The following is a 12840-nucleotide window of genomic DNA, read 5'->3' on the forward strand; positions in this document are numbered from 1 at the left end:
CGGCAAACGGTGTCCATACTTAGCACTTCCGCCGAAAGCTGTCATCCGCGTGCGTTCTCATCGCGGCTCGCTTGCGGCACTCTAGTCGAACGCGCCTGTAGCGTTTTCGACGAGGAGCCCATGACCACACAACCGCAAAATCTCTGGAACGCCCGCACCCGGCTCGGCGAAGGGCCCTTATGGTCCAGCGAGTACCGCTGCCTGCTGTTCGTCGACATCCTCGCCAGCCGCCTGCTGAGCTATACCCCGGACAGCGGCGAAACGCGCAGCTGGCCGCTCGAGGAGGCCTGCTGCTGGCTGGCGCCGCATGCCGGTGGCGGGCTCGTCGCCGGGTTACGCTCGCGCCTCGTGCATCTCACTCTGGACGGCGGTTCGCCGCGTATCCTGGAGACCCTCGCCGAACCGGTCGCCGACACCCCCGGCCATCGTCTCAACGACGGCAAGGCCGACCCCCGGGGTCGGCTCTGGTTCGGCAGCATGGACAATCGGGAGCAGGCGGCCAGCGGCCGACTGTTGCGCTTCGACAAGCGCGGCCTGCACGAGATGGACCGCCCCTACACGGTGACCAACGGTCCGGCGATCAGCGCCGATGGCGGCACGCTCTACCACACCGATAGCCCGGCGCGGGCGATCCATGCCTTCGATCTGGCCGACGACGGCACGCTCGCCAACAAGCGACTACACATCCGCTTCAGCGAGGAGGACGGCTTCCCCGACGGCATGACGCTGGACGCCGAAGGCGGCCTGTGGGTCGCCCACTGGGATGGCGCCCGGGTGACCCGCTTCCTGGCCGACGGCCGCCGCGACCGGGAGGTTCGCCTGCCGGTCTCGCGCGTTACCTGCTGCACCTTCGGCGGCGACGATCTCGCCACGCTGTATATTACCACCGCCGCCGAGGGCTGTGATGCACAAAGCCAGGCCGGCGCCCTGTTCAGCGTGCGCCCGGGCATTCACGGCCTTTCGCCGTGTGCCTATCGGCCGTGATCGGCTGCGTGCGCTGGCGATGCCCATCGCATCGGCCGAGACGAACACTGGGCAAGCGCTCGTGCAGCGCGCACCTTACGTCGTGGAGCGCTGTCCCGCCAGGTCGGGATAGTTACATGAAGACATTCTGATAAAAATAAACCTACGTTATCGCGCCGTTCCACTGAGCATGGTTTCTTTGCGTTTTCAAGATCTTGTCGCTGGAGACGTGCGTGCGGAACGCAACCAACCCCATGTTGAAGCGCTTGAGCGCCCTGGTTTCGCTGACAGATGGCGAGATCGAACTACTCGAAGGCCTGACCTTCGAGATGCGCAAGGTCACCGCTGGCGAGTGGCTATGGCATGAAGGCGACAGCGCCGACTCGCTGCTGGTCATCAGCGAGGGCTGGGGTTGTTCGGCGCGCTATCTGAGCGACGGTAGCCGGCAATTGTTCGCCACCTACCTGCCGGGCGATATTCTGGGAATCTTCGAGTTGTTGAGCGGAATACGCCGCAACGACGTGTCGATGCTCACCGATGGTCGAGTCTGCGAGTATTCGTATTCGAGCATCTTCACCCTGCTGAACGCTTCGAATAGCGTGCGCTCGGCGCTGTTCGTGATCGCCAATCAGCATCAGGCCATGCTCGCCGAACGGCTGGTCAGCGTGGCGCGCCGCAATGCCCGCGAGAGTCTGGCGCACTTTCTCTGCGAATGCCGTGCACGCCTGCTGGAGTTCCTTCCCGACGATGTCGATGGCTTTCAGCTACCACTCTCGCAGCAGGATCTTGCCGATGCGCTCGGCATGAGCACGGTGCACATAAGCCGCACCTTCTCGGCATTGGCCTGCCAAGGACTGGTAAGGCGCCAGCATTTCCATATAGTGATCCTCGACCCGCAGCGCCTGGCCGAGATGGCCGATTTCGACGATCACTACCTGAACTGTGACAAGCGGATCCTGACCATCAACAAGCCGATTTCGCTTCCTGAACCAGTCGCCACAGAATGGCTGGCCTCATTGAAGCAAGACTCCAAGAGCCGCCCTTCTGCCGAAGGCGACGAACCGACGGCATCCAGCTAGCCGGAATCAACACGGCACTTCGCTGTAGCGACACGATAAGCCAGCAATTAGCCAACGAACGGGCTCATCGCTCATGGCCGAGTGCCCGCCAGACGAGCATATCAGCGAACGGCGGACCGGTTTCTTCGAGTGTCGGCAGCATGAAGCGCTCGCCATGACAGACGTTGCAACACAATTCCAGCGTGACTTTCAACATCGACGATCCCTTCCTTTCTAAGCGTCGCGGTCGCGTTCAGGCCGCTTCGGCGGTCCTCTTCCAGCAGGTGCTGGCGGCGTTCGCCCGAACGGGCCGGCCTGACGGCTCCACGTTCCTTGCAGTTACCCGATCAATGAGTATCGTCTGGCTATATGCTAGCCTTGCGTACCTACCACCCCATGTACAACATGCGTATAGTAATTTGCTGTTTCTTGCTCCGTTGACACTTACCGAACCCTGCTGATCACCTTGAAACCGACCATGCGTGACCGCTGGCCGCAGACTCCAGACAGGGTAGCGAAGGACGGTGAAGTTTGCCGGGCTCTTCATCGAGCCGGCTGCGACTGACAGGAACTTTCAGCGACACCGCTGGGCGACAACCAACCGGCAGGCCAGTGCCGCCGTTACATGGAGGTTTAACGTGCCGAAATCGCGCAATATCCCTTGGCTGGGCCACTGGCTGGGGCTGGTCTTGATGATGCTCTTCACCCTGCCGGCATTCGCTCAGGACGCCTCCACGTCTTCGAACGTCGCGCCACCGGAACAGTCGGGGCCAGCCTACGCCACACTCGCCGACCTGCTCGAGAACGAGACTTCACGGCAGCGCTTGATCGAGGAGTTACGCTCACTGGCCGAGACGACTACGCCCGGCAAGCGTGCGCTCCCTGCCGAGGCCCCCAGCGCCGGGGCCGTGGCCGAGCAGGCGCCCAGCGACCAGCGCCCCGAGCAGGTCTCTCTGGCGCGGCGCCTGGCGGTAATGACCAGCAGCATCGCCGGCGATATCGGCGGCCAGTTCGCAGCCCTGACAGCCGCTCTAGGCGGGCTATTCGCCCCCCAGGCCAATGCCGGCCCGGGCATCGACACCGCCGCCGTGCTCAACGCGACCATCAACCTGGGCCTGGTGATCATCGCCACCTTCGTGGCGTTCTTTATCTTGCGGCGCCTGGGTCACCCGCTCTTCTCGCGCATCAGCCAGTGGTCTCGCGCCGGCGAAGGGCGCAGCGCGCTGCTGCGCTTGATCGGCGCCGTGGCGATTGCCGCGCTGATTGACGTGCTCATCGTCGTGCTGGCCTATGTCGGCGGTAATCTGATTGCCACGTTCGCCATCGGCGCTAGCGGTAGCCTGTCGACCCAAGCCTCGCTGTTTCTCAACGCCTTCTTGATCATCGAGCTTATCAAGGCGACGATTCGCATGCTGTTCTCCTCGCACTATCAGGGCCTGCGCCTGGTACCCATCGCCGCCGACGAAGCGCGACGCTGGAACCGCTGGCTGGCCACGCTCACCGGCCTCGTCGGCTACGGCATGCTGGTGCTGGTGCCGATCGTCAATTTCAACTTGTCTGCGGCGCTGGGCCAGGGAATCGGCCTGGTCATCATGCTGCTGGCATTCATCTACGCCACGCTGATGGTGCTCAAGAACCGCACCAAGGTACGTGCCGCCCTCGAGGCCAAGGCCGAGCAGGCCACCATGGGTCCCAGCCGGGTGGCCCTGCGGCTGCTTGGCAAGCTCTGGCATCTGCTGGCCATCGGCTACTTCCTGATCGTGCTGCTGGTCAGCATCGTGCGTCCCGAAGACGCCCTGCCGAGCGTTGCCGCGGCAACGCTGCAGACGCTGATCATAGCCGGGCTGGGCCTGCTGCTGTCGGGCGTGCTCACTCAATTGATCGGCCGGCGCATCACGCTCTCCGACGATCTGCGACGCAAGCTGCCCAAATTGGAGACGCGGCTCAACGCCTACATTCCCACCTTTCTCAAGGTAATCCGCGCGATCATTCTGATCGCCGTGACACTGCTGGTACTCAACGCCTGGGGCGTCTTCGACCTGGCCGCCTGGTATGCCACCGAGGCCGGCCGCGGCACGGTCAGCAAGTTGATCAACGTGATCATCATCCTGGCGGTCGCCTGTGTTCTGTGGGTCGCCCTGGCCAGTCTCATCGAGCACCGGCTCAACCCGGAGACCGGCACCGGCGAGCCGACCGCCCGCGCCAGGACGCTGCTCAGCCTGTTTCGCAATGCTCTGGCGATCGCCCTGATCACGCTGACCGCAATGATCGTGCTGGCCGAGATCGGCATCAACATCGGCCCGCTGATCGCTGGCGCCGGGGTGCTGGGCCTGGCGATCGGTTTCGGTGCCCAGAAGCTGGTTCAGGACATCATCACCGGGGTGTTCATTCAGGTAGAGAACGCCATGAATACCGGCGATGTGGTCACCGTCGGCGGTATCACCGGCACCGCCGAGCGGCTGAGCATCCGCTCGGTGGGCATCCGCGATCTGGCCGGCACCTACCACATCGTGCCGTTCTCCAGTGTCGATACCGTCTCCAACTACATGCGTGAATTCGGCAACCATGTCGGCGAGTACGGCATCGCCTATCGCGAGAGCATCGACGACGCCATCGCCCAGTTGGAGCTCGCCTTCGAGGATCTCAAGGCCAGCGAGGGACACGGCAACAAGCTGCTGGCGCCGCTGACCGTGGCCGGCGTGGTGGCGCTGGCCAACAGCTCGGTCAACATCCGCGTGGTGATCAAGACCACGCCGGGCGCTCAGTGGGAAGTGGGGCGTGCCTACAATCGCCTGGTCAAGCTGCGCTTCGACGCCGCGGGTATCGAGATTCCGTTTCCGCACACCACGTTATATTTCGGCGAAGACAAGGAGGGCGGCGCACCGCCGGCCAATATCCGTCTGGTCGAGGAACGCCGCCAGGCCGTGGATGCCCGCCCCGAAGCGGATAATTCCGGCGACAATGCAGCGCCGCCGGTCTATCAGGTCAGCGACCCGTCTCACCGCAAGCCCGATAGCGACGACGTCGACGAGCCACAGGAACGCTGACGCCGGAGCGATCACCCAGGCCCCGGCGCCGAAGCCATTGCCTTAGCCTTCGCGGCGCGGGATCGCGCATAAATTCGCCCCGCTTAGGCGGGGCGATCTCGTTGAACCATCCATTAAATGGGGGCGCGCTGTAAGGCACGGTGACGCCCCAACCAACGTCGGCCACGTCCTCGGGCCCGGCCGCTGACTGAGGTTCCAAGCTCCCCCGGCTTTGCCAGGGTCGGCTCAGCCAGCGGCGGGATCGGCGTCCTCTTTGCGATGTCGATCATCGAGGCCTTCTATGTCCGAGTGGTTCATGCGGGCAACTTCATTCTCGGCGGCCTCGCGGCTAGCGAATACGCCGATGGTGGCACCAGTGTCGCTGTCGTAGACCTCGTATTCGGAGGCCTCGGCATCTTCATTCCGGGAGTCTGGCAGTTTGCGCCAGGTGATGGTCTTCTTGAGCATCGCGAATTGCCTCCTTGGCGGGATGTCGCTCGAGTGTGGCACAGGGAGGGCCGTGTATCGAAGCGCCAGCGGCTCTGAATGCCGTCTGCCCCGCGCCCTGCGCATGGCTTTCCTGGTTACGTGGCACAGGAGTCGGGCACTCTGCGAGTGTGATACAAGGGCTCGCCTTTACAACGGCATTTTTCATCTCGACGATCTACAGGCCAGGCTGCCAAACTCTGAACTGACGTTTATGCTGCACGTCTTGCTAAGGACAGTAAGAAATGGAAAATGATCGCTCATTACATATCTGCCGCCATTGTTGGACGCTCGTATATATCCAGCATGCGCTGGATGCCATGCCACCTGCTTGTCCGCAATGCCACCGCCATGAATATGCGCCTGTCGTCAGTTCCGCTACCGGCCGTACACCCAAGGCCCTTGGGCATCTCCTGATTGCCGGGATGCGCCAAGACTTGTCGGCGTAGGAGTGGCTGGGTATGTTGTGAGTGACATTCAACCCAGTGAACCGGGAGTGGCAGCATCGAAACCCTGAGTAAGGCCGCACTTGTTACCGGCGGAGCGACCCGCATCGGTCGTTTCCTTGCGCTGCACCTGGCGCAGCAAGGCTATGATATTGCGTTGCACTACCGTCACTCCAGCGAGCAGGCGATACAGGTAGCCCAAGCGATTCGCGACATGGGCCGGGGCTGTGAGTGCCTGCCCTGCGATTTCCATCTGGGCGATGTCGAGGCGCTCATCCCGCGCGCCAAGGCGCGTTTTCCCAAGCTCTGCGTCCTGGTCAACAGCGCGTCGGCCTATGCGGCAGCGGCCATTGCCGAAACGCCCAGATCGCTGCTGGAGGAGCAATTCGCGGTCAATCTCTTCGCCCCCTTCCGACTGACACGCAGCTTTGCCAGCGAGATCGGCGAGGGTGATATCGTCAACATCCTGGATAACAAGATCGCATTCAATCAGCCAGCCTATGCGGCCTATCTGCTCGCCAAGAAAAGCCTCGGCGAGCTGACCCGCATGGCGGCCCTGGAGTTCGCGCCACGCATTCGCGTCAACGCCATTGCACCCGGCGTGGTGCTACCGGCCTCGGTGCGTAGCGACGACTACCTGGCCTGGCGTCATGGCGGCATTCCGCTGGCGCGCCAGGGCGAGCTGGACGAACTGGGTCAAGCGCTCGACTATCTGCTGAAGAATCGCTTCGTCGCCGGGCAGACGCTGTTCGTCGACGGAGGGGAATCGCTCAAGCGTGAGGGGCGTCACTCCGAGAATTACCCCGGCGATCGTTGAGACGCGGCCATGCCGCTGCGTAAACGCTAAAAGCCGACGGCAAATGAGGATTGCCATCGGCTAGTGCCAACAAGCAGGTCAGGCCTTCTTGCCTCCTTCCTGACGCGTGGCCTTGGAGCCCTTGGGGCGCACGTAGAGTACCAGCGCATGATCGACGAGTTCGTAACCGTGCTCTTCGGCAATCTCATGCTGGAGCCGTTCGATGCCATCGTCGAAGAATTCGACGATCTTGCCGCTTTCCAGGCAGACCATGTGATCGTGATGTTCCTCTTGGGAAACCTCGAACAGGGCGTGGCCGCCATCGAAGTGATGACGAATGACCAAGCCAGCAGCTTCGAACTGAGTCAGCACGCGATACACGGTAGCCAGACCGACATCTTCACCGGCATCCAGCAATGCCTTGTAGACGTCCTCGGCGCTGAGATGGGTCTCCATGTTTCGAGACTTCTCTAGAATTTGCAGGATCTTGACGCGAGGAAGCGTGACTTTCAGCCCTGCCCGGCGCAATTCATGGTTCTGGTCGGCCATGGTTACTCTTCGCAGTATCGTGGTGGGTCGGTTATGATCGACCAAAGCAACGATAGTGAAGAACGGGGCCAAATGCAAAACCTGATCAAAATAGTCATCTTCTCCCTGGTGCTGGTACTCGTCAGCGGTTGTAGCTACCTAAGCGTCTACAAGCGCGACTTGCCCCAAGGCAACCTGATCACCCAAGACATGCTGGCGCAGCTCGAACTCGGCATGAGCCGTGAGCAGGTACAGTATGTAATGGGCAGTCCGCTGCTCGAAGCACCCTTCAATGGCAACCAGTGGGATTACGTGTTCCGTCTGGACGAAGCTTACGGCGGTGTCATCTACAAACGCCTGACGCTGACTTTCGACAATGATCGTCTGGTCGACATTCAGACCTTTGGCGATCTCGACACCAACGTCGATCTCAAGCCGGAGAGTGGGCCTGGCCCGGCAATGCAGGACAATGCGTTGCCGGAGGGCGTGATCGACGCGACACCCAGTCGTACTACGTTTCAAGATGAGCCGATCGAGTAATCGCCCAACGGCCGAGCGATTACGGGGCCCGGCTATTGACCCGCCGAACGATCGGCGCGTCGCCGCCGGGCCTGCTTGGGATCGATGAGCAACGGGCGATATACCTCGACTCGATCGCCGGGTTGCAGGGCATGTAAATGGGGGGCGCGCAGGACCTTGCCGTAGATGCCCAGCGGCGCCTGCGCAAAAGCCGATTCCGGCAACTCGGGAAAGAAGCGACCAAGGTCCGCCTTATGAACGGCCTCACGTGCCGTCGTGCCTGTGGCCAGCGTCAGGGCAACGACCTTCTGTCGCTGGGGGAGCGCGAAAGCCACCTCGATGTCGATCATTTCAGCTTCTTCGCATGCCTCAGTAGCGACCATAGACATCATCGGCACGTCGCGTGAAAGAATCCACCAGCTGGCTGGCGACCTGGCTGAACAGCTTGCCGAACGCCATACCGAGTATGCGATTGGAGAACTCGAAGTTCATTTCCAGGGATACCTTGCAGGTATTCTCGCCCATCGGCGTGAACAGCCACTGGCCCTGCAGACGCTTGAACGGGCCGCTGACCAGCGAAAGTTCGATGCGCTCGGGCGGACAGAGATCGTTGCGTGTGGTGAAGCTCTGCTCGACGCCGGCCTTGGCCAGCGTCAGTTCGCCGATCAGGTGATCTTCGTCACGCTCGATGAGTCGGGTACGCCGACAGCCCGGCAGAAATTCGGGGTAGCGTTCGAAATCGTTGACCAGATCGAACATGGCCTGGGCGGAATGTCGCACCAATGCGGACCGATTGACCGTGGGCATGTACCTCTCCGCTGACTTCCCTGTGACTGGAGCGTATCATGGCTATTTATATCGCCAAGCCCTTGAAGGATATCATGCCTCACTCCATATGGGGCCTACCGGGCGTCACCGCATAGCGACATACGAGGATCCATGGGCAAGAAGAAAGCCGACAAGGCGGGCAGCAGCGCCATTGCCCTCAACAAGAAGGCGCGCTTCGAATACCACATCGAGGAAACCTTCGAGGCGGGTCTGGCGCTGGCGGGCTGGGAAGTAAAGAGCCTGCGAGCGGGCAAGGCCCAGCTGACCGATACCTACATTCTGGTCAAGAATGGCGAAGCCTGGTTGCTGGGCAGCCATTTCATGCCGCTCAACACAACCAGCACCCATGTGCTGGCCGACCCGACGCGCACCCGCAAGTTGCTGTTGCACCGCAAGGAGATCGCCAAGATATTCTCGCGCACCCAGGACAAGGGTCATACCTGTGTGCCGCTCAAGCTGTACTGGAAGAAGAACCTGGTGAAGTGCGAATTGGCGCTCGTCACCGGGAAGAAACAGCACGACAAGCGTGCCACGGAGAAGGAGCGCGACTGGAACCGTCAAAAGGCGCGCATCATGCGCGACAGCAGGTGAGGGAAGTAGCGATGCGGGTTTTACCTGAGCAAAACGCTCTGGTATAATCTGCCACGTCATGGGGGCGACATGGCTTCGACGCTGGTGACAACCCCTGAGGTGCATGCCGAGAGCGTGATGTATCTCGTAAATCCAACATCACGATTAAATAGTCGCAAACGACGAAAACTACGCTCAGGGCGCGCTGGCAGCTTAAAAACTGCTGGTGTTAGCCTGGCCCCGAAGCGATGTGCCCATTCATCGTGGACGGGAGACGAGCGCAAAGTAATGGGATCGCGATTGGCGGCGCCTTCACGTCAATCGTCAAACTTAAGAAGGCTCGCGTTGCTGGATCCTGCCCGTCGGAGTCAGCAACGCTAAAACAAAAGACGGAACTAAGCATGTAGAGCCAATGGGCGAGTGCCGGCGGACGGGGGTTCAATTCCCCCCGCCTCCACCAAACAAGGGTTTCAGGACATCCCAAAACATCCTAGAAACCGCACTAGAAAGGGCCTCCGGGCCCTTTTTTAGGGTTCTTCGCAGATCAGCGTGAAACAGGCAGGGTTTGCGGTGAAGGCAGGATAGAAAAACGGCGGTAAATCCGAGTAAGCTGATATTCGCCAAAAAGTCAGCTACTGGATACCGCCGTTACCCTGGATGCTACCCCGCTCAACCTGTTCTGGAAAGGCTTCACCGTCGCCCACCACGAGTTTCTGGATGCCCAGACGCTGCGGCTCCAGCTGGAGCCTGATGACCGGGTGCCGCCCGTCTGCAGCGGCTGCGACCACGCCTGCTTCCTCGTGCATGACGTGCACCGCCGTCGCGTCCGGGAGGCGCCGTTGCTGATCTTCCGGGTGGAGCTCGACGTCCCGGTGCGACGCTTGCGCTGCCCGGTCTGTGGCCCGACACACGAGCGCATCGACTGGTTACCCGGGCGCTCGCCGGTCACCACCACGCTGCGCCAGTGGGTGGAGCGTCTGGCCACGTTGCTGCCGATTCGGCATGTCGCGGACCTGGTCGGCTTGCACTGGCATACCGTCAAGACCCTCGACAAGCAGCGCCTGCAACGCGACCTGCCGGCACCGGACCCAACACGGTTGCGGCGGTTGATGATGGACGCGTTCGCTCTGCACAAGGGGCACCGCTACGCCACCGTGGTCGCCTGCACCGATACCCAGCAGGGGGTATGGGTCGGTGAGGGCCGCTCCCGTGAGGCCATCCGCCCGTTCTTCGCGTGGTTGGGGGATGCCCGGGAGCAGATCGAAGCCGTCGCCATGGACATGAACTCGGCCTTCGATCTCGAGGTGAAGGCCCAATGCCCCAACGCCGAGGTGGTCTACGACCGCTTCCATGTGGTGGCCAAGTACGGGCGCGAGGTGATGGATCGGGTGCGCGTCGATCAGGCCAACCAACGGCGCGACGACAAGGCGGCCCGCAGGGTCATCAAGGGCAGTCGCTGGCTGCTGCTGCGCAATGCCGACAACCTCAAGCCCGAGCAGGCGGTGAAGCTCGAGGAATTGCTGGCGGCCAATGCCTCACTGACCACGGCGTATCTGCTCACGGATCAGCTCAAGACCCTGTGGTTTGCCGACGACGAAGCCACCGCCCGAAGTGCCTGGCAGGAGTGGGCAGGGATGGCCCTGAGCAGTGGTATTGACGCCCTGGTACGCTTCACCAGGAAGCTGGAGCCTTATCTGGAGGGGATCATCTCCAGCGCTCGACACCGGCTGAACACCAGCGTGCTGGAGGGCATGAACAACCGGATCAAGGTCATCAAACGGATGGCTTACGGGTACCGCGACACGGCGTACTTCTTCCTGAAGATCCGTGCCGCGTTTCCCGGCAAAGTGCGATGAACCAAAATTAAAGGGGTAGATCGATTTTATTTTGATCAATGTAAATGGGGCAGGTTGATTTGTTTTTAACCAAGCAGCCTGATTTAAAATCTATCTGACCCCTTTCGGTTCATTGCCTCCCGTTCTCCGCCTAGCCCCTAAACCTGCGCGTAGCCCCCATCAACGAACACCTCGCTTCCCGTCATAAAGCTGCTGTCGTCGGATGCCAGGAATGCCACCGCGCCTGCGGTTTCCTTGGGATCGCCCAGACGCTCAAGCGGTACGGTCCGTTTCATCTCGCTCAGGGCTTCGGATGGGAGCAGTTCCATCAGCTTGTCTGTTTGGGTCGGGCCTGGAGACATGACGTTCACGCGAATACCGGTGCCTCTGAGATCATGGGCCCAACTGCGCACCAAGTTTCGGATAGCCGCCTTGGAGGCGCTGTAGATGCTCATCGCGGGCGTGCCCATGCTGCCGACCGTGGACCCGGTGAGGATGATGGAGCCGCCGTTCTTCATCAGGGGCAGGGCCTTCTGGACGGTGAAGAGGGTGCCTTTGACGTTGATGTCGAAGATGTAGTCGTAGTGCTCTTCGGTGATCTCTCTCAGGCTGGCGAATTCGCCGACGCCCGCGTTGGCCACCAGGACGTCCAGGTGCCCTTTTTCTTTCTGGATCGTTTCGAAGACGTGGTCGAGATCCTCCAGCTTCGTCACATCCGCCTGGACGGCCCGGGCGTTGGAGCCCAGTGCCTCAGCCGCGTTGTCGAGGACGTCCTGACGCCGTCCGGTAATGAAGACGAAGGCGCCTTCTTCGATAAGGCGTTGGGCCGAGGCCAGCCCGATGCCGCTGGCTCCGCCTGTGATCAATGCGATTTTACCGTTTAGCCGACTCATGGTTGGGTCTCCGTGTGTGTTGACTCGATTCGCTTTCACGATATATAAACCACTTACAAATGTTCAAGTATGCACCTTTTGGTAAGTACCCGTTATGGCGAAAGAAAACTCAGAAACCCCACGTTTCATTTGCGGCCTGGATGCGACGCTGCACGTGATCGCCGGGAAGTGGAAGCCTTTGATTTTGTTCTTTTTAAACAGGGGCCCGGCGCGTTACGGCGAGCTCAAGCGACGCGTGCGGGGCGTGAGCGACAAAATGCTGATCCAGCAGTTGAAGGAGCTGGAGTGCGACGGCATCGTCCGGCGAACCGACTATGGGGAGATACCGCTGCGCGTCGACTACTCGCTGACGCCCTTCGGGGCGAGTTTGGTGCAGGCCATGGAGCCGCTTTGCGGCTGGGGCGAAGAGCACGAAGAAGACATTGCCGAGGCGATGGGTCGACGGAAAACCAGCCAGTAGGAAGCGAGGTGACGGCGGATCGCCGTCCCGGTGCCGATCGGCCGGAGCCGGCCAACAAGCTGTCGCCTGAGGAGCGAGAGGCGATCGTGGCGCTGTGCAACGCCCCGGAGTATCGGAGTCGCCCTCCGGCCTTCATCGTGGCCGATCAGGCGGACAAGGGCCGCTACCTGGCCTCTGAGTCGACGATGTACCGAGTCCTTCATGAATATGATCAGCAACATCACCGGGGCCGACAGCAGACCCCTCAGCGTAAGCGCCCACCAACCACTCACCAAGCTACGGCGCCGAACCGGCTTTGGTGCTGGGATATCGTGCGCCACGAGGCGCTTTGGAAACGTGCAGTGATGAAAGAGCACTGCCGTTGGTCTGTCGCAGCAGGCCGATAGAAGCTGAGGGCAGCTCGACCTCCGGTACGGGAGCAAGAGCGGCAAG

At 61.4% G+C, this 12840-nt stretch carries 14 protein-coding genes, 1 other RNA gene and 1 pseudogene; 10 read left to right on the forward strand and 6 right to left on the reverse strand.

Going from position 1 to position 12840, the window contains the following annotated elements:
* Positions 1–120: 120 nt before the first annotated feature.
* Positions 121–984 (forward strand): SMP-30/gluconolactonase/LRE family protein, encoded by an 864-nt coding sequence (locus tag K7I12_RS15295; protein WP_231664616.1) that lies wholly within the window; start codon positions 121–123, stop codon positions 982–984.
* A 212-nt stretch (positions 985–1196) separates the two neighbouring features.
* On the forward strand, positions 1197–2042 hold the full coding sequence (locus tag K7I12_RS15300) for a Crp/Fnr family transcriptional regulator (RefSeq protein ID WP_150113116.1): 846 nt from the start codon (positions 1197–1199) through the stop codon (positions 2040–2042).
* 64 nt (positions 2043–2106) lie between these two features.
* On the opposite strand, the gene K7I12_RS17560 is transcribed toward K7I12_RS15300, so the two are convergent.
* Positions 2107–2238 (reverse strand): hypothetical protein, encoded by a 132-nt coding sequence (locus K7I12_RS17560; RefSeq protein ID WP_268871184.1) that lies wholly within the window; start codon positions 2236–2238, stop codon positions 2107–2109.
* A gap of 475 nt (positions 2239–2713) precedes the next feature.
* Between K7I12_RS17560 and ybiO the strand changes: the two genes are divergently transcribed.
* Positions 2714–5068: a mechanosensitive channel protein gene (gene ybiO / locus K7I12_RS15305; RefSeq protein ID WP_269438702.1), complete on the forward strand. Its 2355-nt coding sequence runs from the start codon at positions 2714–2716 to the stop codon at positions 5066–5068.
* Positions 5069–5293: 225 nt separating this feature from the next.
* Here ybiO and K7I12_RS15310 read toward each other — a convergent pair whose 3' ends face one another.
* A complete protein-coding gene (locus K7I12_RS15310) occupies positions 5294–5515 on the reverse strand; it encodes a hypothetical protein (RefSeq protein ID WP_031384595.1) in 222 nt (73 codons plus the stop codon).
* A gap of 531 nt (positions 5516–6046) precedes the next feature.
* Between K7I12_RS15310 and K7I12_RS15315 the strand changes: the two genes are divergently transcribed.
* Entirely contained in the window at positions 6047–6796 is a 750-nt protein-coding gene (locus K7I12_RS15315) for an SDR family oxidoreductase (RefSeq protein WP_031384597.1), read from the forward strand.
* A gap of 78 nt (positions 6797–6874) precedes the next feature.
* Here the strand turns inward: K7I12_RS15315 and fur are convergent, their stop codons facing one another.
* A complete protein-coding gene (gene fur, locus K7I12_RS15320; RefSeq protein ID WP_031384598.1) occupies positions 6875–7324 on the reverse strand; it encodes a ferric iron uptake transcriptional regulator in 450 nt (149 codons plus the stop codon).
* Positions 7325–7357: 33 nt separating this feature from the next.
* On the opposite strand from fur, the gene K7I12_RS15325 reads away from it, so the two are divergent.
* The gene (locus K7I12_RS15325; RefSeq protein ID WP_328286635.1) at positions 7358–7843 is read left to right on the forward strand and encodes an outer membrane protein assembly factor BamE; all 486 of its coding nucleotides are present in this window, start codon (positions 7358–7360) and stop codon (positions 7841–7843) included.
* A 32-nt stretch (positions 7844–7875) separates the two neighbouring features.
* Here the strand turns inward: K7I12_RS15325 and K7I12_RS15330 are convergent, their stop codons facing one another.
* Complete coding sequence (locus K7I12_RS15330; protein WP_031384600.1) at positions 7876–8172, reverse strand: RnfH family protein; 297 nt, start codon at positions 8170–8172, stop codon at positions 7876–7878.
* A 19-nt stretch (positions 8173–8191) separates the two neighbouring features.
* Positions 8192–8629, reverse strand: a complete 438-nt coding sequence (locus K7I12_RS15335; protein ID WP_031384601.1) for a type II toxin-antitoxin system RatA family toxin — start codon at positions 8627–8629, stop codon at positions 8192–8194.
* A gap of 132 nt (positions 8630–8761) precedes the next feature.
* Between K7I12_RS15335 and smpB the strand changes: the two genes are divergently transcribed.
* From smpB to K7I12_RS15350, 3 genes are all read left to right on the forward strand, one after another.
* Positions 8762–9241 (forward strand): SsrA-binding protein SmpB, encoded by a 480-nt coding sequence (gene smpB / locus K7I12_RS15340; protein ID WP_031384602.1) that lies wholly within the window; start codon positions 8762–8764, stop codon positions 9239–9241.
* Between the two features lie 60 nt (positions 9242–9301).
* Positions 9302–9680: a transfer-messenger RNA gene (gene ssrA, locus K7I12_RS15345) on the forward strand.
* Positions 9681–9873: 193 nt separating this feature from the next.
* Positions 9874–11076 (forward strand): ISL3 family transposase, encoded by a 1203-nt coding sequence (locus K7I12_RS15350; protein ID WP_231664621.1) that lies wholly within the window; start codon positions 9874–9876, stop codon positions 11074–11076.
* Between the two features lie 137 nt (positions 11077–11213).
* Here K7I12_RS15350 and K7I12_RS15355 read toward each other — a convergent pair whose 3' ends face one another.
* Entirely contained in the window at positions 11214–11948 is a 735-nt protein-coding gene (locus K7I12_RS15355) for an SDR family NAD(P)-dependent oxidoreductase (RefSeq protein ID WP_231664618.1), read from the reverse strand.
* 94 nt (positions 11949–12042) lie between these two features.
* On the opposite strand from K7I12_RS15355, the gene K7I12_RS15360 reads away from it, so the two are divergent.
* Together K7I12_RS15360 and K7I12_RS15365 are read left to right on the forward strand one after the other, a co-directional pair.
* The gene (locus K7I12_RS15360; protein WP_231664619.1) at positions 12043–12408 is read left to right on the forward strand and encodes a winged helix-turn-helix transcriptional regulator; all 366 of its coding nucleotides are present in this window, start codon (positions 12043–12045) and stop codon (positions 12406–12408) included.
* An 8-nt stretch (positions 12409–12416) separates the two neighbouring features.
* Positions 12417–12719: pseudogene (locus K7I12_RS15365) on the forward strand (IS3 family transposase); the annotation flags it as partial.
* Positions 12720–12840 lie beyond the last annotated feature (121 nt).

Source organism: Halomonas sp. IOP_31 (assembly GCF_021151495.1).
GTDB classification, from domain to species: Bacteria; Pseudomonadota; Gammaproteobacteria; order Pseudomonadales; family Halomonadaceae; genus Modicisalibacter; species Modicisalibacter zincidurans.